Raw genomic sequence first — 17,424 nt, 5'->3', positions numbered from 1 at the left:
CTGACACCCCGCCGGGGGCCTGGGCTCACCGATCGCGGCGCGGGCCGAAGGAGTTCGCCGCGGGGCGGCCCCGCGGGACTGCCGGGCCGGCGATCCGACGGCCGGGGGCGGCCGCTCCCGCCACCAGGACGCTCACCGCACTCCCGGCCGTGCCCCCCTCGTACGCGGTTGCGGCACCGTTCGTACTCCCCCGCCGGGCATACCGGCGAAAAGGACGGCGAACCTAGTGCTGTGACCGGCAAGGTTCACCGGGTCGCGACGCCCGGCAAACCTTTCCGGCCACAGCACTGGCAGGGCGTACGCACGTCGCGGCCCACAGGATCGTGCGCCTGTTCCGGGCGGGCCACCGACCCGCTCAGGTACGGCCGGTCCCGGTCCGCGACCGCGGCGATCGGGCCGGCGGCACGGAGCACCGTATCGAGTACCCGGTCCGGTTCGGCGGCGTAGCAGTGGGCGAACCACGCCATGTTGGCCTCGACCACGGCCCAGTCGCCGCCGGCGAGCCGGCCGATGTCCAGGCACACCGCGCTGGGCAGGCCGGCGGCCGTGGCGTCGAGGACCGTACGGGCGAAGGACCGGCTTTCGGCGTCCAAGGGCGCCGGATCGAGACGGCCGTTGACGGCGTATCGGCTGCCGGTGACGGCTTCGCCGTCGAGGACGAACAGCCGGTACTCCGCGGCGAACTCCACCACACCGCTCACCAGGACCGGCGTGGAGCCGTCGAGCCCGCCGGGAAGGCTTGTCCCGTCCTCGTGGACGGCGGCGGGCAGCAGGTCGATCTTGGCCGAGGGTGGTTTCACGAAGGCCGGCTCTTTCAGTTCCCGGGCCTCGCCGAGGGTGGTGAGCCGTACGCTCCGCCGCAGGAGGGGGTGCGGTAGGCGCGTCAGCCAGTCGTCGGCCGGTTCGAGCAGCCCGAGGCCCAGTGGGCCGGCATGGCGTGCGGCCGCACGGGGGCCTCCGTACCAGTGCACCCTGCGGCCCTCGACACCCTCCGCCCGGTCGGCCACGTCGTAGCCGCGCCAGGCCGCCGCCCGCGCGATGAGCTCGGCGGTCGAGGTGCGGGGCGCGGACAGCAGGAGGACGGGAGTGGTCGGGGCTTCCATTCCCGTGAGCCTATAGGACCCCGGTCACGGCCTGACGGTCACGGCCTGACGGTCACGGCCTGACGGGTGCTGTGCAGCATGGGAGGGGTGACGCGCCGTACGCGCCACCCCGGGGGATCACTTCGTCTGGTAGACGCCGAAGACGTCGAGCACCAGGTCGGCGTCGTCGTGGCCCTGGTTCCAGAAGTTGATGACGCCGTGGTCGCCGTCGCTCGCCTGCACCAGGTTCGGGACGGTCGTGCCGGCCGTCCAGTTCAGGGTGGAGGAGCCGGGGCGCGTCGCGGCGGGAGCGGCGGGTTCGCCCGGCGCCGGCAGCGCGGAGGGGCTCGGCGCGACCGAGAGGAATCCGGTGCCGCCGGTCTCGGTGACGGTGGCGTTCAGCACGTAGGCCTCGACACCCGCCGGGGTCTCGGTCTCGGGGGTGAACCCCTGCGTGATGTACTCCCGGGCCCTGAACCTGCCGCCGGTCCAGCCGTACGCCTCCTGCCTGGTGTCCAGGGTCCGGAAGGGGGTGAACGGCAGGAAGGCGGCCTTGCTCTCCTTGCTGTAGTAGCCGACGACGTCGACCACCACGTGGGTCGGCCACCAGGCCCCGTTGAAGACTTTGATCGTTCCGTCGGGGGCCACCGGCACGATCACGGCGTTCGCCACCGTCTGGCCGGGCACGAAGTTCAGGTTCGACGCCGTCGGGACGGGCCCGCTGCCGGAGAAGGCGGTCAGGTGACCCGGCCCCTGCGGCTCGGTCACCGTGACGTTCAGCGCCACGGCCGTGATGTTCTCGGGTACGCCCTGCAGGCCGCCGATCCTGGTCGTGAAGGCGCTGCGGGAGGCGAGCACGCCCTTGGCGGTGCCGGTGCCCTCGCGGGTGTCCACGAACCGGGCGGGCGTCATCGAGGTGTAGCCGCTGCCCGAGGCCCGGGTGAAGTAGCCCGTGACGTCGGCCAGGAGGTCCACCGAGCTCCAGCCGCCGTTGAAGAGCTCCACGTGGCCGTCCTCGCCCACCGGCACGATCACCAGGTTCGGGACGGAGCGGCCGGCCGTGTAGTTCAGGTTCGAGGTGTCGGGGCGGTCGTAGCCCGCGCCGGGCCACGCGGTGATGTGGCCGCTGTCGACGGTCTCGGTGACGGTGACGTTGAGGACGACCGCGGTGACACCGGCCGGGACGGAGGCGTTGCCGGCCACCTTCACCCGCACGGAGCCCTGCCCGGGGACCTTGTCCGCGGTCGCGCCGGTGCCGTCGCGGGTGTCGAGGAGGCGGGTCGGGGTGTGCGGGGTGAAGTCGGCACCGGGGGTGAGGAAGGCCCCGCCGTTGGTGGCCTGGACTGCGTTGGCGGTGTCCTTCACCGTCACCTGCACCTGGTACTCGCCGGATTTGTCGTACGTGTGCGAGTGGTGCACTTCGGCGTTGCCCTGGGCGGTGACCGTGTCGGTCTTCCCGTCGCCCCAGTCGATGACGACCTCGAGCGCGAAGTCGGCGCTCGTGATCAGGGCGGTGAGCTGGATCCCGTGCGCGGTGTAGCTGGTGCCGCTGACGTCCACCGCAAGGGCGGGGTTGGCACTCGCGTCGAGTGCGGCCTGCTCGGCCGTCGCGGCTTGGGCGGTCTGCGGCGCCGGTGCCGATGCCGGGGCCGTCTGCGGTGCGGCGGTCTTGGCGCCGGCCGCGGCCTTCCCGTCGGCGGCAGCGGGCAGGGTGGTGCGGATCGTGCGGTCCGCGGGGCTGTGGAAACCCTCGGACGTGGATGCTTCGGCGAACGCCTCGGCCACGCCGGCCGCGACGGGTACGGGATCAGCCGCCTGCGCGGTGCCCGGAATGATGCCGAGACCGGCCGCCACGAAGGCAGCGGTCATTACGAGTCGGTGGTTGCGCACCGGCCCCCCAGGTGTGGTGATGAGCGAAGAGGGGCCACCGTATGGAAGGTTCCGGCCAAGGGTCACGGGGTTCCGACCCGATTCACTCCATAGGGGCCCACGCTTTACCGGCCGTGCGGTTTGCGATCGACCGGAGGCCGTCCGCCGTACCGCCGAGATGCGGCTCACCCCCTGCCGGTCCGCCACCCGCTCGAACACGGCTGCGATCCGTCCCGATCTCAGGCGGCATTGACAGCAGAGGCCCCGCACAGCACCATTTCGCTACTTCCTTAGTGAAAGGAGGATGAGCAGGCGTGATCGAGTACCGCATCGACCGGGGCAGCGGTGTGGCCACCTATCTCCAGATCGTCCACCAGACCAAACAGGCCCTGCGCCTGGGCCTGTTGGAGCCCGGGGATCGGCTGCCCACCGCCCGTGAGGTGGTCGAGGCTCTCGCCATCAACCCCAACACCGTGCTCAAGGCCTACCGCGAGCTCGAACGTGAGGGACTGGTGGAGGGCCGCAGAGGGCTCGGCACCTTCGTCCGGCGGACGCTGGGGGAGGGCAGGGCGGCGGACGGCACGCTGCGCACCGAACTCGCCCAGTGGCTCGCGCGGGCGCGGCAGGCCGGCTTGGAGCAGGACGACATCACCGCACTGTTCACCTCCGTGCTGAGCGGATCCGACAGTGAACCGAACCGGGGGGACGAAGGATGACCCAAACCATGGATGCGCACGGCCTCGGGCGGAGGTTCCACCGCTTACGGCTCCGCGCCGCCCGCTTGAGCGCCCTGATCGGCCCCGACAGCGCCGGCAGGGCCAACACCTCGGAGGAGCGGGCACTCACCCGCCTGGGGGCTGCCCCCGATGTCCCGGCCCTGCTCACCGCGGCTGTGGAGGCAGCGGCATGACGCTCTCCGATCTGCGCGGCCCGGTCCTGGCCACGGTCCGGCTGCACCGCCACGTCCTGTGGGCGGCACTGGCCCTCGTACTGCTCGCCGCAGTCCTCCTGCCCGCCGGCCGCTGGTACGTCCAGTCCCTGGCGGAGGACCTCGCCGCGACCGGCTGCGAGGTGGAGCGGACGGTCCCCGGCTGCGGTGTCCAGGTCCGCGGCTTCCTCTCCCGCAGCCTGTACTTCCAGAAGACGTTCCACTTCGTCGCGCTCGCCGTGACGGCGCTGCCTCTGCTCCTCGCCGCGTTCGTCGCGGGCCCGCTGATCGGGCGCGAGCTGGGCTCCGGGACGTACCGCCTCCAGTGGACCCAGTCGGTCAGCCCGGCGCGCTGGCTCGCCGCCAGGCTGGCGGTTCCGGTCGCCGCCGTGCTGCTCCTGCTGCCCGCGTGCGCGGTACTGGCGGCTTGGATCCGGCAGGCAACCCTGGGCACCTGGTACCCCGTCCACTGGTACGTCTTCCCCTTCTACGGGGTCATCGGACCGGTGGCGGCGGCCTCCGCGCTCTTCGGTATCGCCGTCGGCGCGCTGGCCGGCCTGGTGATCGGACGCATGGTGCCCGCGATGGCCGCGGCGGTGGCCTCGGTCGGGACCGTCGGGGTGGCCCTGACCCTGGTCCGCCCCCGGCTGTGGCCCGCCCTCGACGGCCCCCCGCGCGGCGGGGACGTCTGGGACTTCTCCGGCCCGCTCGACCGCATCGGGGCCCGCCACCACCCCGAGTCGCACTTCTGGCCACTGCAACTGGTCGAAAGCGGCATTCTGCTGCTGCTCGCCGCCGTCGCGCTCGTCGTGACCTTCGCGCTTCTGCGCCGCCGGCATCCCTGACGCGCGCGCGGCGCCGCTGACACCGGCCATGTGGCGTTCCGCCGATCGTCGACGAGGCGTGTTCGGCCCGGCGGCCCGCAGCCGGTGCCGGCGCCGCCGGAAGGGGGCAGGACGATACTCCGCGCCCCCTTCCGGACGGTCCGTGGAGCGGTTCAGCCCTGGGGGGAGGCCGGTTGGACGTCCTTGGACAGCGGGACCTCTCCAGTGTTGTCGACGTGGCGCGCGGCGACCCAGACGGCCTCGTCACGCAGCAGGTACCAGATGCTGTTGCCGTCGATGGTCTGGGCGTGCACCTTGCTGTGCAGACCGATCTCGGCGCCGTGGCTCAGTTTGCCCACGACGGAGGAATCCGTGCTGGGGTACCGGCGCAGGTTGACGCCGGCGGTGCTGACGACCGTGCCGAACGGCTGCGGTGGACGGGACAATGCGACCTCCAGGGGAATGCCGGAGTGGCGGGACGCAGTCCGGCTTGTGGACGGGTTGTCGGCAGGCTATGGCCACTGCCCGCCGAGAGGTCGCCCGGCGTGCGGGGCTCAGCCCGACTGGCGCCCGAGCATCATCATTTCGATGGTTGCGGGGCCCGGTCCGGCGCGTTCCCCCCGGCGCCGGCGGCGGCGGTGCCGCGCTGCGGGACGCCATCCACCGGATCGACGAAAATCCTTCGGGCGGGGATGTCGAGAACCGGTTTCCTGCTCCGTCCCCGGTGTGCAGGCGACCAGAATGGGTCGCACCAGCACCGAGGAGATGCACCATGGCGAAGTACCTGCTGCTCAAGCACTACCGCGGCGCCCCCGCCGCGATCAACGACGTCCCCATGGACCGGTGGACGCAGGAGGAGATCTCCGACCACGTGCAGTACATGAACGACTTCGCGGCGCGGCTCGAGGAGAGCGGCGAGTTCGTCGACGGGCAGGCGCTGGCACCCGAGGGTGCGTGGGTGCGGTACGACGGTGAGGGGCGGCCTCCGGTCACCGACGGGCCGTTCGCCGAGACCAAGGACCTGATCGCCGGCTGGATGGTGATCGACGTCGACAGCTACGAGCGCGCCGTCGAGCTGGCCGGGGAGCTGTCCGCCGCTCCCGGCGCCGGTGGGAAGCCGATCCACGAGTGGCTCGAGGTGCGCCCGTTCCTGTCCGCGCCGCCCACCATCACGGAGTGACGGCGGGATGGACGGGGTCCTCCTGCGGAGCCTCACGCCCGGCGTGATCGCCGTCCTCGTCCGCCGCGGAGCCGACTTCGCGGCGGCCGAGGACGCCGTACAGGACGCGCTGGTCGAGGCGGTGCGCGTCTGGCCGGGCGACCCGCCGCGGGACGCCAAGGGCTGGCTGGTCACCGTGGCATGGCGCCGTTTCCTCGACGCGACCCGGGCCGACGCCTCCCGCCGGCGGCGGGAGGACCTCGTCGACCGGGAGCCGGCGCCCGGCCCCGCAGCCTCGGTGGACGACACGCTCCAGCTGTACTTCCTGTGCGCGCACCCGTCGCTGACGCCCTCGTCGGCGGTCGCCCTCACCCTGCGGGCCGTCGGCGGGCTCACCACCCGCCAGATCGCCCGGGCCTACCTGGTGCCCGAGGCGACCATGGCGCAGCGGATCAGCCGGGCCAAGCGCACCGTCTCCGGGGTGCGCTTCGACCAGCCCGGTGACGTCGCCACCGTGCTGCGTGTCCTCTACCTGGTGTTCAACGAGGGCTACTCCGGCGACGTCGACCTCGCCGCGGAGGCCATCCGGCTCACCCGGCAGCTCGCGGCCCGCGTGGACCATCCCGAGGTGGCGGGGCTGCTCGCGCTGATGCTGCTCCACCACGCCCGGCGGGCCGCTCGCACCGCGCCCGACGGCAGCCTGGTGCCGCTCGCCGAGCAGGACCGGGGCCGGTGGGACGCCCGGATGATCTCCGAGGGTGTCGCGGTGCTGCAGGGGGCGCTGGCCCGCGACCGGTTGGGGGAGTTCCAGGCCCAGGCCGCGATCGCGGCGCTCCATGCGGACGCGCCCGCCGCCGGGGAGACGGACTGGCCGCAGATCGTCGAGTGGTACGACGAACTCGCGTGCCTGACCGACAGCCCGGTGGTACGGCTCAACCGTGCGGTGGCAGTGGGCGAGGCCGACGGCCCGCGGGCGGGTCTGGCGGCGCTGGCGGCGGTGGACGGTGCGCTGCCCCGGCACACCGCGGTGGCGGCGTACCTCCACGAGCGCGACGGCGACCTGGCGACGGCGGCGCGGCTGTACGCGGAGGCGGCCCTTAAGGCTGCGAACCTCGCCGAGCGCGATCACCTGACGCGTCAGGCGGCCCGGATCAACGCCCTGCTCGGCGCCGGTCCGTCCGGTTGAGGGGCGGGTTGCTCAGAAGGTCCAGCGGGTGTGGCTGTAGACGCCGCCGTCGCGGCCGAATCCGTACGCGGTGGTCGGGGCCACCGCGAAGACCACCGCGGTCCCCTGCCGGAATGCGTCGTCGATCCCGTGGAAGGTGCCCTCGGGGGAGGTGATGTGCGGGCCGTACTTCGTCTCGTACGCCGTGATCACCTCCTCCAGCCGGGCAGGATCGGATACCTGCTGCGCCCGGCCCTCGACCACGAGGTCGAGGCCTTCGGTGAGCGCGTTCCCGCCGGTGGTGAGCGCGCAGTGGTCGTGGTGTGCCAGGTTCTTCGCCTTCTGCTCGCCCGGTCCGGTGGAGAAGTACATGACCCCGTCGTGCCAGGCCGCGATCACGGGGGTGACGTGGAGCCGGCCGTCGGGCCGCACCGTCGACAACCAGAAGATCTCGGCGGCGCCCAGCTGCCGCTGGGCCTCGGACCAGTCGGTGGCGGTGACTTCGCGGGCGCCCGGGCGCGGGTTGAGCGCGGAGCTGTAGCGGGCGTCGAGTTCGGTCGTGGGCTGCTCGGCGGATCCCTGCGGCGGCATCGTGGGTCTTCGTCCTCTCCCCCGCGCCGGCTTCCGGCGTCCGGCGGCATCGGCGTCGGCTCGGTGCCGCGGAGGCGCGAGCTCGTTCATCCTTGCCCCGGAACGTGCCCGGCGGCGCCGTGCGCGGCCGTCGGACCGGCCGGGGTCACCCGGCCGGTCGCGTACGGCGCCGGGATCAGAACCGCCGGCCCGCCGCCGCGGGCCGTCCGTGGCGCAACGCTGTGGTCGCGCGGGGGGGCAGGACGGCCGTGGAGGAACTCGCACCATCCGCCAGTGGGTCCCGCCGGCGGCCCTGTCGCCGCGCATCGGGCCCCGCCCCGCTGTCCGGCGAGCAGGCGGAGCGCCGCAGCGGTGGTCGGCGCGGCGCCGGACCCCGCGTTCTCAGGCTTTCCCGGACGGCTCCTCCAGGAGGAGGCGCTTTTGCGGCTTGCCCATGGCGTTGCGCGGGACCGCCTCGACGAAGCGGACCTCGCGGGGGCGTTTGTGGACCGAGAGGTGGGCGGCGACGAAGTCGGTCAGCTCGGCTCCGGTGACGCCCTCGGCGACGACGAACGCGACGATCCGCTGGCCCAGGTCCGCGTCGGGGACACCGACCACGGCCGCCTCCCGGACCCGGGGATGGTCCAGGAGTGCGTTCTCGATCTCGCCCGCGCCGATCCGGTAACCGCCGGACTTGATCATGTCGGTGGAGGCGCGGCCCACGATCCGGTGGACGCCGTCCTGCTCGCCGACGGCCGCGATGTCGCCCGTACGGAACCAGCCGTCCTCGGTGTACGCGGCGGCGGTGGCCTCGGGGCGGCCCAGGTAGCCGGAGAAGAGGGTGGGGCCGGTCAGCTGGAGTTCGCCGATCTCCGCGCCGTCCTCGGCGGCGATGCGGGTGGTGATGCCCGGCAGCGGGGTGCCGACCGTGCCCGGGGGGAGGTCGCCGCCGGCCCGGCCGCTCACGGTGATCAGCGTTTCCGTCATCCCGTACCGCTCGACGATGCGGTGTCCGCTCGCACCCTCGATGTCCCGGAAGACCGGCGCGGGCAGCGCCGCGCTGCCCGACACCAGGAGCCGGGCCCCCGACAGGGCGGCCGCGGCGTGCGGCTCGCGGGCGATGCGGGACCACACGGTCGGCACGCCGAAGTACAGGCTGCCGCCCGCGGCCGCGTACGCCTCGGGCGTCGGCCGGCCGGTGTGCACGAGGCGGCTGCCGGTGCGCAGGGCGCCGAGGACGCCGAGGACGAGGCCGTGGACGTGGAACAGCGGGAGTCCGTGGACCAGAGTGTCCTCGGCGCTCCACTGCCAGGCCTCGGCGAGCGCGTCCAGGTCGGCGGTGATCGCGGCGCTGCTGAGGACCACGCCCTTGGGGGCGCCGGTGGTGCCGGAGGTGTAGAGGATCAGCGCGGGATCGTCGGGAGTGCGGGCGGCGGCGGGGGCGGGGGCCCTGTCCGAACGGCGGGCGAAGTCGACCTCGAGGGTGCGGGCCCCGGAGTCGCGCAGGATGTGGCCCCGCTCGGCCGGACCCGCGTCGGGCGGCAGGGGGACGCACGGGACGCCCGCGAGCAGCGCACCGACCACGGCGGCCACCGTCTCCAGGGAGGCCGTCGCGGTCACCGCGAACACCGGGACCCCCGACGCGGCGAGATCGGCCGCCACCTGGCGGGCGGCGCCCAGGAGTTCCTCGTAGGAGGCGGTACGGCCGGCGACGGTGACGGCGTCCGCGCGGTCCCCGTGGACACCGGTGAGGGCGGTCAGCATGGCGGGCGGCTCCGTTCGGCGGTGAGGCGAGGCGAGGTGCAGTGCTGGGAGGTGCTGGGAGGGGCCGGCGGGCGCCGGCGGGGGTGGGCGGGTGACGCGAAGGTTCGGCCAGCCTACGCGGGTCCCCACCGGTCCCCCGCACCCTATGATCGGCGGGACTTGACCGTTCGAAGACCAGCACTCGACCTGATTCTCGATCCGGGGGAGCTCCACGTGGACGCGGCACGGTTGGCGACGATGATCGCCGCGACGATCACCGTCGGCTGGATGAGCGGTCTCTTCTACGGCTTCTCCGTATCCGTGATGCCGGGGCTGCGGGTCGCCGGCGACCGCACCGCCATCGAGACCATGCAGCGGATCAACGTGGCCATCCTCAACGGCTGGTTCCTGCTGGGCTACGTGGGCGCGCTCGTGTTCAGCGCGGCCGCGGTGGTGCTGCACGCCGTCGGCGGCGGCGGTCGGGACGCGCTGGGGCCGCTGATCGGCGCTCTCGTCGCGTACCTCGCGGCCATGGTGGTGACGGCCAGGATCAACATCCCGCTGAACAACGCCCTGGAACAGGCCGGCCCGGTCGACCGCATCGGCGATCCCGCCGCGGTGCGCCGCGCCTTCGAGGCGCCGTGGGTGCGCGCCAACATGTGGCGGGCCGTGCTGTGCACGGTCGCCCTCGGCCTCCTCGCCTGGGCGCTGGTCCTGCACTGACGCGAGGGGGCGTCGGGTCCGGCCGGGCCGGCGGGCGTTCAGCACGGGGTGCGGCCGCGGCGGAGCCGGGCGCGGCCGAGGGCGGCGATGTGCTGCGGCTGGGCCAGGACGACCGTCGCCGCTTCCCGCTGGGCGCGGCACACCGGGTGGAACTCGGGTGGAGCTGCGGAGCGCCGCGGGCGCCTTCACCATGGGTTGTGGGCGTGCGTGCGGCCGTAGGCCGTGCCGCCGCGACCGTGTCGGCCGAGAGGAATCGCCTTCATGCGCGCTGAGTCCTCGCCGACCGCGCGGAGGAAGGGGGCCTTCGTCGCGGTCGCCCTCGCCCTGTTCTGCATCCAGCTCGACTTCTTCGCGCTCAACCTCGCCCTTCCCGGCATCTCGGCGGAGCTCGGCGTCACGGTCTCGGCCGCGCAGTGGACCCTGTCCGCGTACATGCTCGCCATCGGCTGCTTCTTCATCGTCGGCGGGCGGGTCGGGGACGTCTTCGGCCGGCGCGGCACCCTGCTGGCCGGGACGGCCCTCTTCGCGGCCGGTTCCGTGGGCTGCGCGCTGGCTCCCGGCCTGGGGCCCCTGGTGGCGGCCCGGATCGCACAGGGGGTGGGCGCGGCGTTCGTCTTCCCGGTGTCGGTGTCCGTGATCACCAACACGTTCCCGGAGGAGACCCGGGCCAGGGCCCTGGGGGCGGTGTTCGGCGTCGCCAACATCGGGACCGCGCTCGGGCCCTTCGTCGGCGGAGGGCTCACCGAGGGGCCTGGCTGGCGATGGATCTTCTGGCTGATGGCGCCGCTGAGCGCGCTGTCGCTGCTGATCGCCCTCGCGTACGTACCGGACTCGCGCGACGCGTCGGCGCCGCGGCAGCTCGATCTCCTCGGCTGCGCCCTGATCGTGTGCTCGCTGGCGACGCTGACGCTGGCCGTGGAACGCGGGGACGCCTGGGGGTGGGACAGCGCCCGTACCCTCGCCGTCTTCGCCGCGGCCGTGGCGGCCGGCGGGCTGTTCCTCGTACGGGAGCGGCGCGCCCGGCACCCGCTGGTCGATCTGCGGCTGTTCCGCAACGTCCCGTATGTGCTGGTCACGTCTATGGGCTCGCTCACGAACATGGGCTACGGCGTCACCGTCTTCCTCGCCACCCTCTACCTCCAGGGCGTACGCGGGCTCTCGCCGCTGCAGGCGGGCACGGTGTTCCTGGCCCCGGCCCTGCTGGTGGCTCTCAGCGGGCCGCTCGGAGTGCGGCTGGGCCGGCACATGCGGGCGACCGCGGTGATGGCGCTGGCGGGGGCCGTCGCGGGGACGGGGATGTACGCGCTGGCCGGGGTCGCGGCGTGGTGGCTGTACGTGCCGGTGTTCGCGTGGTGCGGTCTGGGCCTGGGGTTGGGCTGGACGTACTCCAGCGTGGCGACGCAGCAGGTCGTCGCCCCGGCCCGGGCGGGCGAGGCGTCGGGGGTCCTGCTGACGTTCCTGGTCACGTCGGGTGCGATCGCCTTGGCGGGAACGGCTGCGGCGATCTCGGCCATGACGCCGGAGCGGTCGCCGGAGGAGGCCTACGACGCGATCCTGCGGCTGGGCGGGGTGCTCATCGCCGTGGCGGCGGTCGCCGTCATGGTCGTGCGCCACCGGCTCGTGGTCCTGGGCAGGGTGCCACCGCTGTCGATGGGGCCCCGCAACGCGCACCCGCGCCGTGAGGCGGATCGGCGGCGGTGAACGGGGCCGCCGCCGGGTCTCACGGTGGCTTCGCCGTGAAAAGCCGAGCTGCTGGGCGGCGTCCGTGCCGGTCGCTCCCGTGGCCGCGAGCCGCCAGGACGTCGTGTTCCCGGCCGGTGACCGGGTCCCACTCGGGGGCGACCGTCCTCGGCGACACCGGTGCCCGACCAGCGAAGGCGTATGTCTGAGAGCGCGAGGTGGGCAGCGCCGAGCCCGTGAGCTGCCGCGCGGCCTTCTGGCCGGCCGCGGCCCGAATTCGGGTCCCGTGACGCGTTGTCCGGCACGGCGCGGGCAGGCGCGGTACATGATGACTGCGAGTACGACTGCGAGTGCGGGTGTCGTGGACGCCCCGGTCTGGGTCCATCTGGCCGTGATGGCGGCGGCCATCCTGATCCTGGTCTACAACCTGGCGAGGGACGGTAGGGGCGGCCGGTAGCCCTCAGAGCCGGCGCGGTGCGGACGCGAGGCCCGCATCATCGCCGGTGCTGAACGGTACGGCCGCATCAGAGACATGACGGCCCATCGGGTGCCGGGTCCAGGGCCGCACAGAGCCTGCGGGTCGATGCCGGGTATCGCCCGCGGCTCGCGGCCGATGACAGGTACGGGGTCACGCGGCTCAACGTACCGAGGCCTGCCCGGTCGGTCATGACAGACCGGGCAGGCCCGATTCGGCCACGTCCTGGGCTACCAGTAGTGGCGCCGGCCGCCGACCGCGTGCCCGGCCGAGCCCAGGATCCACAGCGCCGCGCCCACCACGAGCAGGATGACCCCGAGCGTCCACAGGACGGAAACCCCGGTCAGGAGTCCGATGAGCAGGAGGATCAGACCGACGGCAATCATGAGTACCTCATTCTCGCGTTCGAATGTCGGCGGAACTGTTGGATCCGCCGTGGCGTTTCAGACGCCGTCTGCCCCTGGAAGCCGTCCTTATCCGCGTCCGCTCCCGATCCCGCGCGACTGATTGGAACGCGTCCGGCCGGGCAGACGCAGGAGCGCGCGTACGGCGCGCGACCACCCACCCTCGATCACACGAACGCCGAGGTGAACGCATGGACCGCATGGACCGGAAGGCGTCCGAAGCAGAATCCGAAGACTCCGGGCCGACACCCCGGAAGCCGGACCCGACTCCCCGGGACCCTGCGCACGCCCAACGCCGGCCTCGGCCGGGTCCAGCCCGCTCCGCTCCCGCCGAGCCGCCTCCCAGCGAGCGGCCGGCGGCCACGGAACCGCCCGACTAGGCCGGCGAACCGTACGGGCCAGCGCGCGTTGCGGGTCACTCCCGGCGGACGCATGGTGGGCAGTGCAACCCCCCTTCACTCAAGGAGCACCTCGTCATGAGCAAGGCAAAGGGCAAGGCCAAGCAGATCAAGGGCAAGCTCAAGGAGACCGCGGGCGACGCGATGGACGACAAGCGGATGCAGGCGGAAGGCAGCGCCGAGCAGATGACCGGCAAGGCGGAGGAGATGGCCTCCGATGCCGCGAGCAGGACCAAGAAGGGCATGCGCCGGTCCTGAACCGGCCGACGCGCCTGCGCGCGGCAGAAGGAGGGGCCGGGCCCGTCACCCGACGGGCCCGGCCCCTCCCCTGTCACCCCGACGGTGTATTCCGGATCGGCTGCCGTGCCGGGCGGCCGGGCGCGCTGCGATCCCCGGCAACCGTTCACCGGAATGCTGCGTGCGATCCCGCCCCTGGCCGACGGCCCGTCAGAGGGCTACCCGGGCGGGCCCGCCGACTGGTCGACGTCGACCAGCGCGCGACCGGATGGCCGCCTTCGCTACGCCTTGGCCGCCCGCCGGTTCCTGCGGGCGGTGAGCTGGCCCTGGACGTAGGCGTCGGCCTCCGGTGCGTAGGGGCCGCCGTGGTCGAAGAGCAGATCGGTGATGCGGCGCCATTCGGCCACTTCCGCGCGGGTCCGGGTGTCCGCCGCGTCCAGGTCGCCCGCCGCCTCCTCGGCTGCCTCCAGCGCGTCCGCGCTCTGGTGGTGCGTCATGCCCGTGGCCCGTCGTCGTACCCTGTCGCGGGCCGCACGCTCCTCGGGGGTCGGCTCGTGCGGTTCGTTCGTCGCGGTCGCGGCGTCCTGGGTCATGGATGGTTCGCCTTCCGTCACCGGGCCCGTTACGGCCCCTCGCTCCCCCTCCGACTACCCGGGGCGGCCCGTTTCATCTCCGGTCCGGGCCGGCCCGGACCACCGTCCTCCAGGAGTCATCCATGGCACGCTCGCTCGACGGCCTCGTCTTCGTCCCCGTGGCCGACCAGGCCCCCGGTCAGGTCGGGCGCCGGACCCGGTTCGAGTATCACGAACGCGACGGTCTCGTCTGGGCCGACTACCACGGCGGAGACGTGGTCAGGGGGCACCTGATCGGCACCCGGGCCGACGACACCGTCGACTTCCGCTACGTCCAACTCCGGCTCGACGGCACGACCGCGTCCGGGCACTGCACGTCGCTGGTGACCGAACTCCCGGACGGCCGCCTGCGCATGGAGGAGACCTGGACCTGGGAATCCCGGGAGGGCAGCGGGACGAGCACGGTGGAACAGCCTCTGGAGTGACCTCGCGGGGCCGCTGATCAGTGAGTCTCTTGGTCCGAGACGGAGCTGTCCACGATGCGGTCGCGGTCTTGCTGAGGGGGCCGCCGTCCGCGAGGATCCCTATCAATCCGATAGGGAAGGTGGGATTGAGGTGCCGCGCGGCTCCCCGCCACGACGCTGTTCCTGTCGGCTCTCGCCGAAGCCGCTGCGCCGCTGCGGGCGTCCGCCCGGCCGGGCGCGGCTCGCACACGCGCCGCCGCACCGCCTTCCCCCTCCCGCCCGTCCCCCGAACTCCACACCGCCCGGCAACAGGCCGCGGCCGTCCGACACGTTCCGGAGTAGCCCCATGACCCCCGCCGCCCCGCATGGCCCCGCCGTCCGACCAGCCCGCGCGCCCCGCCACGGCACCCCGGCCTGCCGGTGAAGCCCGTGGCGACGACACCGAGCACGGCTGCCGCCCGGTCGGGCGACGAGCGGCGTGCGCTGCTGCGTACCGCGCGCGATGTGGCGGACGACCTCGCCGCGGACGCCATCGCCCGCGAGCAGGCGGGCCGGCCGCCGACCGACGAGAGGTCCCGGCTGCGTGAGGCCGGGCTGCTGGCGGCCCTCACCCCGCCCTCGCCCGGCCGCGGCACGGACTGGCGTACCGGATGCGCCGTCATACGGGAGGTCGCAGCGGCGGACAGTTCCGTCGGCGACGTCCTCGCACGCCACTACGTCCACACCTGGAGCGGCCGGTTCTACGCGGGTCACCACCAGGCGGCCGCCCTGGAGGAGGCGTCGGTGCGCGAACAGTGGCTGTGGACCGGAGCGGTCCGCGCGCCCGCACCCGACGAGGACGGCGGCGGGCCGGACCTCGCGCTGAGGCCCCGCAGCACCGGCTACGTCCTGAACGGGCGCCGTTGCGTCGACACGGCGGCGGCCGTGGCCGACCAGATCGTGCTCGACGCGGTCTGCGCCGCGACCGGTGACGTCCTGGTCGTACGGCTCTCGCCGCGCACGCGGGGCGTGAGCGTCGAAGTCGCGCACGACCGCCTCGGGCAGCGCCTCGCCGGCGCGGGCGAAGTCGTGCTCGACCGGGTCACCGTCGCACCGGGCCAGGTGTTGGGCCGTCGCCCGCAGGACGAGGAGTCGACCGCGCCCTTCACCGCGCTGGCGGAGCCTGCGCTCCGGCTCGCCCTGTGCCACGTCGCCCTCGGCATCGTCGAGGGCGCGCTCACCGAAGCGCGCGACCTCAGCCGGGGCGGCCGCGCCCACCGGCTGCCCGGCGAGGACCCGGACCTCCTGCTGACCTACGGGGAGCTCGCCTCCGCCGCCCACACCGCCACCGCGGTGGTCGAGCGGGCGACCGAGGCGATGGCGCAGGCCCTCGACGCGGGTACGCACCTCGACGCCGAGGAACCCGCGGGCGTCGCCGCCCTGGTCGCCACGGCCGAGACGGTGACGTCGCGGGCCGCCCTGCACGTCACCACGCGGGTGCTGGAGCTCGCCGACGCGCCCGGCCTGGACCGCTTCTGGCGCAACGCCCGCGTCCTGACGGCCCACCGCCCGGCCGCGCACCGCCTGCGCTCCATCGGCGAGCACTATCTCAACGGCCCTCACCGCGCGGTGGCGGCGGCCTTCCACTGACCTGCGGGTGGGCGGCGGCCGACCGCCGCCCACCCGCAGGACGTGGGCCGAAGCCGTACGGGATAATGAGCGCATGCGGATCTCAGCCAGGGCGGACTACGCGGTACGTGCCGCACTGCAGCTAGCGGTGTCACAGGACGGCGGGCCCCTGAAGGCCGAAGCCATCGCCGACGCCCAGGACATCCCGCACAAGTTCCTCGAGGGCATCCTGAACGACATGCGCCGGGGCGGCCTCGTCCTCAGTCAGCGCGGCGGCAACGGCGGCTACCGACTGGCCAAACCCGCCGAGGCGATCAGCATCGCGGACGTCATCCGCGTCGTGGACGGCCCGCTGGTCTCGGTACGCGGGGTCCGCCCTCCGGACCTGTCCTACACCGGCCCCGCCGCATCGCTGCTCCCCCTGTGGATCGCACTGCGGTCCAACGTGCGCCAGATCCTCGACGGCGTGTCCCTCGCCGACGTCGCGGCCTCCGAGCTGCCGGCCGACGTGTCCGCGCTGACCGACGTCCCCGACGCCTGGACCAATCCCTGAGCCAGGCCCCCCGGCCAGACCACCTCCCACCTGCACTTTCTCACATAACGAGACTGCGTCGTCCACCATATGGGCACCCCCTTGGGGTGCGTGTCGCTGTCTGCCAATATGCCTACCAGCCAGGTAGGAAAACTAGGGATTCGAAGGTGAGGTGACCATGCGCACGCCGCATCACTCAGGCCTTCTGCTGCCCCGCCTCACCACCCGCCGGCACATCGACCTGGCACGTACGTCCAGCGCCATCTGTCAGCCTGCCTGACGCGGTGAGCGGAGCGCCGCTCCGCGCGCAGAGCACCGCAGTGCGCTTCACCATCCCGCTCCCCGTCAGCCGGATGGCCCCTCTCGGCTGACCTCGCCGCCCCGCAGCACCTTCCAGCGCGGCGCGCGATGGACGGCGGCTCGACATCCGCCCCTTCGGCATCCGCGACACCTTTGCGTCCCCGCCCGCGCCGGCGGTCCCACCGCCGACCGGCGATGGGCGCCGTACGTGCCGACGACCTCGCACAGCGCAACTCCGTACCTCCACACCACAGCTCCACAGCTCCACAGCTCCACAGCTTCCCGAAGACCCTCCCCGTGAAAGGACACCTCCGTGTCTGCCGCCAGACCGCTCATCACCCTGCGCGCCATCGCCGTCACCGCTACGCTCCCCCTCCTCCTGACGGCCTGCGGCTACGGTTCCGAGGCGAAGAAGGAAGACGACAAGGCCAACGTCGCGGCCACCGACGGCAAGAAGCTGTCGGCGTCCGAGGTCCGCATCGGGTACTTCCCGAACCTGACGCACGCCACCGCCCTGGTCGGCCTGCAGGAAGGCCTGATCGAGAAGGAGCTGAACGGCACCAAGATCAAGCCGCAGTCCTTCAACGCCGGCCCGTCCGAGATCGAGGCCCTCAACGGCGGCTCCCTCGACATCGGTTTCATCGGCCCCTCGCCGTCGATCAACGGCTACGTGAAGTCGAAGGGTTCGAAC

At 73.2% G+C, this 17,424-nt stretch carries 21 protein-coding genes; 14 read left to right on the top strand and 7 right to left on the bottom strand.

All coding sequences use genetic code 11. The annotated features are described in order from the left end of the window. Window positions 1–245 precede the first annotated feature (245 nt). Together AVW11_RS21385 and AVW11_RS21380 are read right to left on the bottom strand one after the other, a co-directional pair. Entirely contained in the window at window positions 246–1,103 is an 858-nt protein-coding gene (locus AVW11_RS21385; protein ID WP_076045358.1) for an ATP-grasp domain-containing protein, read from the bottom strand. 117 nt (window positions 1,104–1,220) lie between these two features. Continuing rightward, window positions 1,221–2,951, bottom strand: a complete 1,731-nt coding sequence (locus AVW11_RS21380) for a PKD domain-containing protein (protein ID WP_076045356.1) — start codon at window positions 2,949–2,951, stop codon at window positions 1,221–1,223. A gap of 314 nt (window positions 2,952–3,265) precedes the next feature. On the opposite strand from AVW11_RS21380, the gene AVW11_RS21375 reads away from it, so the two are divergent. From AVW11_RS21375 to AVW11_RS21365, 3 genes are read left to right on the top strand one after another with little or no spacing between them, the layout of a single operon-like run. After that, the gene (locus tag AVW11_RS21375) at window positions 3,266–3,667 is read left to right on the top strand and encodes a GntR family transcriptional regulator (protein ID WP_030850733.1); all 402 of its coding nucleotides are present in this window, start codon (window positions 3,266–3,268) and stop codon (window positions 3,665–3,667) included. Between the two features lie 8 nt (window positions 3,668–3,675). Beyond that, window positions 3,676–3,861, top strand: coding sequence for a hypothetical protein (locus AVW11_RS21370; protein ID WP_076045354.1), 186 nt, complete (start codon window positions 3,676–3,678; stop codon window positions 3,859–3,861). Next, window positions 3,858–4,724, top strand: coding sequence for a hypothetical protein (locus tag AVW11_RS21365; RefSeq protein WP_076045352.1), 867 nt, complete (start codon window positions 3,858–3,860; stop codon window positions 4,722–4,724). The genes AVW11_RS21370 and AVW11_RS21365 overlap by 4 nt, the downstream gene beginning before the upstream one ends. A gap of 152 nt (window positions 4,725–4,876) precedes the next feature. Here AVW11_RS21365 and AVW11_RS21360 read toward each other — a convergent pair whose 3' ends face one another. Next, window positions 4,877–5,149, bottom strand: coding sequence for an SH3 domain-containing protein (locus tag AVW11_RS21360; RefSeq protein ID WP_060180568.1), 273 nt, complete (start codon window positions 5,147–5,149; stop codon window positions 4,877–4,879). Window positions 5,150–5,475: 326 nt separating this feature from the next. On the opposite strand from AVW11_RS21360, the gene AVW11_RS21355 reads away from it, so the two are divergent. Beyond that, on the top strand, window positions 5,476–5,883 hold the full coding sequence (locus AVW11_RS21355) for a YciI family protein (RefSeq protein ID WP_076045350.1): 408 nt from the start codon (window positions 5,476–5,478) through the stop codon (window positions 5,881–5,883). Window positions 5,884–5,890: 7 nt separating this feature from the next. Further along, window positions 5,891–7,048, top strand: a complete 1,158-nt coding sequence (locus AVW11_RS21350) for an RNA polymerase sigma factor (protein ID WP_076045348.1) — start codon at window positions 5,891–5,893, stop codon at window positions 7,046–7,048. A 12-nt stretch (window positions 7,049–7,060) separates the two neighbouring features. Here the strand turns inward: AVW11_RS21350 and AVW11_RS21345 are convergent, their stop codons facing one another. Beyond that, window positions 7,061–7,618: a pyridoxamine 5'-phosphate oxidase family protein gene (locus AVW11_RS21345; RefSeq protein WP_076045346.1), complete on the bottom strand. Its 558-nt coding sequence runs from the start codon at window positions 7,616–7,618 to the stop codon at window positions 7,061–7,063. A 381-nt stretch (window positions 7,619–7,999) separates the two neighbouring features. After that, entirely contained in the window at window positions 8,000–9,361 is a 1,362-nt protein-coding gene (locus tag AVW11_RS21340; protein ID WP_060180565.1) for an acyl-CoA synthetase, read from the bottom strand. A 159-nt stretch (window positions 9,362–9,520) separates the two neighbouring features. On the opposite strand from AVW11_RS21340, the gene AVW11_RS21335 reads away from it, so the two are divergent. The 3 genes from AVW11_RS21335 (at window position 9,521) to AVW11_RS39000 (ending at window position 12,200) form a co-directional block, all read left to right on the top strand. Next, complete coding sequence (locus AVW11_RS21335; RefSeq protein WP_225884507.1) at window positions 9,521–10,063, top strand: anthrone oxygenase family protein; 543 nt, start codon at window positions 9,521–9,523, stop codon at window positions 10,061–10,063. A gap of 261 nt (window positions 10,064–10,324) precedes the next feature. Next, window positions 10,325–11,764: an MFS transporter gene (locus AVW11_RS21330; RefSeq protein ID WP_076045342.1), complete on the top strand. Its 1,440-nt coding sequence runs from the start codon at window positions 10,325–10,327 to the stop codon at window positions 11,762–11,764. 304 nt (window positions 11,765–12,068) lie between these two features. Next, window positions 12,069–12,200: a hypothetical protein gene (locus AVW11_RS39000; protein ID WP_263973217.1), complete on the top strand. Its 132-nt coding sequence runs from the start codon at window positions 12,069–12,071 to the stop codon at window positions 12,198–12,200. Between the two features lie 248 nt (window positions 12,201–12,448). Here the strand turns inward: AVW11_RS39000 and AVW11_RS37765 are convergent, their stop codons facing one another. Continuing rightward, complete coding sequence (locus tag AVW11_RS37765) at window positions 12,449–12,604, bottom strand: DUF6131 family protein (RefSeq protein WP_167389237.1); 156 nt, start codon at window positions 12,602–12,604, stop codon at window positions 12,449–12,451. 494 nt (window positions 12,605–13,098) lie between these two features. Between AVW11_RS37765 and AVW11_RS21325 the strand changes: the two genes are divergently transcribed. Next, complete coding sequence (locus AVW11_RS21325) at window positions 13,099–13,278, top strand: CsbD family protein (protein ID WP_030850759.1); 180 nt, start codon at window positions 13,099–13,101, stop codon at window positions 13,276–13,278. Between the two features lie 260 nt (window positions 13,279–13,538). On the opposite strand, the gene AVW11_RS21320 is transcribed toward AVW11_RS21325, so the two are convergent. After that, window positions 13,539–13,850, bottom strand: a complete 312-nt coding sequence (locus tag AVW11_RS21320; protein WP_037833807.1) for a hypothetical protein — start codon at window positions 13,848–13,850, stop codon at window positions 13,539–13,541. A gap of 122 nt (window positions 13,851–13,972) precedes the next feature. Between AVW11_RS21320 and AVW11_RS21315 the strand changes: the two genes are divergently transcribed. The 5 genes from AVW11_RS21315 to AVW11_RS21300 form a co-directional block, all read left to right on the top strand. Beyond that, window positions 13,973–14,314, top strand: a complete 342-nt coding sequence (locus AVW11_RS21315; protein ID WP_060180562.1) for an avidin-fold protein — start codon at window positions 13,973–13,975, stop codon at window positions 14,312–14,314. A gap of 408 nt (window positions 14,315–14,722) precedes the next feature. Next, window positions 14,723–15,922, top strand: coding sequence for an acyl-CoA dehydrogenase family protein (locus AVW11_RS21310; protein ID WP_225884509.1), 1,200 nt, complete (start codon window positions 14,723–14,725; stop codon window positions 15,920–15,922). Between the two features lie 73 nt (window positions 15,923–15,995). Then, complete coding sequence (locus tag AVW11_RS21305; RefSeq protein ID WP_030850766.1) at window positions 15,996–16,454, top strand: RrF2 family transcriptional regulator; 459 nt, start codon at window positions 15,996–15,998, stop codon at window positions 16,452–16,454. Between the two features lie 157 nt (window positions 16,455–16,611). Beyond that, window positions 16,612–16,713 (top strand): putative leader peptide, encoded by a 102-nt coding sequence (locus AVW11_RS39320; protein ID WP_413081778.1) that lies wholly within the window; start codon window positions 16,612–16,614, stop codon window positions 16,711–16,713. A 333-nt stretch (window positions 16,714–17,046) separates the two neighbouring features. Further along, window positions 17,047–17,424 (top strand): ABC transporter substrate-binding protein (locus tag AVW11_RS21300; RefSeq protein WP_158076153.1); only part of this gene is annotated, 378 nt, incomplete at its 3' end.

Source organism: Streptomyces amritsarensis (assembly GCF_001953875.1).
Lineage (GTDB): Bacteria > Actinomycetota > Actinomycetes > Streptomycetales > Streptomycetaceae > Streptomyces > Streptomyces amritsarensis.
This window is presented reverse-complemented; position numbering and strand designations above follow the sequence as displayed.

Coding starts and splice junctions, on each gene's coding strand:
- AVW11_RS39000 (WP_263973217.1), top strand. CDS start 12,069: ATGATGACTGCGAGTACGACTGCGAGTGCGGGTGTCGTGGACGCCCCG.
- AVW11_RS21320 (WP_037833807.1), bottom strand. CDS start 13,850: ATGACCCAGGACGCCGCGACCGCGACGAACGAACCGCACGAGCCGACC.
- AVW11_RS21370 (WP_076045354.1), top strand. CDS start 3,676: ATGGATGCGCACGGCCTCGGGCGGAGGTTCCACCGCTTACGGCTCCGC.
- AVW11_RS21350 (WP_076045348.1), top strand. CDS start 5,891: ATGGACGGGGTCCTCCTGCGGAGCCTCACGCCCGGCGTGATCGCCGTC.
- AVW11_RS21385 (WP_076045358.1), bottom strand. CDS start 1,103: ATGGAAGCCCCGACCACTCCCGTCCTCCTGCTGTCCGCGCCCCGCACC.
- AVW11_RS21345 (WP_076045346.1), bottom strand. CDS start 7,618: ATGCCGCCGCAGGGATCCGCCGAGCAGCCCACGACCGAACTCGACGCC.
- AVW11_RS21340 (WP_060180565.1), bottom strand. CDS start 9,361: ATGCTGACCGCCCTCACCGGTGTCCACGGGGACCGCGCGGACGCCGTC.
- AVW11_RS21325 (WP_030850759.1), top strand. CDS start 13,099: ATGAGCAAGGCAAAGGGCAAGGCCAAGCAGATCAAGGGCAAGCTCAAG.
- AVW11_RS21330 (WP_076045342.1), top strand. CDS start 10,325: ATGCGCGCTGAGTCCTCGCCGACCGCGCGGAGGAAGGGGGCCTTCGTC.
- AVW11_RS21315 (WP_060180562.1), top strand. CDS start 13,973: ATGGCACGCTCGCTCGACGGCCTCGTCTTCGTCCCCGTGGCCGACCAG.
- AVW11_RS37765 (WP_167389237.1), bottom strand. CDS start 12,604: ATGATTGCCGTCGGTCTGATCCTCCTGCTCATCGGACTCCTGACCGGG.
- AVW11_RS39320 (WP_413081778.1), top strand. CDS start 16,612: ATGCGCACGCCGCATCACTCAGGCCTTCTGCTGCCCCGCCTCACCACC.
- AVW11_RS21305 (WP_030850766.1), top strand. CDS start 15,996: ATGCGGATCTCAGCCAGGGCGGACTACGCGGTACGTGCCGCACTGCAG.
- AVW11_RS21365 (WP_076045352.1), top strand. CDS start 3,858: ATGACGCTCTCCGATCTGCGCGGCCCGGTCCTGGCCACGGTCCGGCTG.
- AVW11_RS21355 (WP_076045350.1), top strand. CDS start 5,476: ATGGCGAAGTACCTGCTGCTCAAGCACTACCGCGGCGCCCCCGCCGCG.
- AVW11_RS21380 (WP_076045356.1), bottom strand. CDS start 2,951: ATGACCGCTGCCTTCGTGGCGGCCGGTCTCGGCATCATTCCGGGCACC.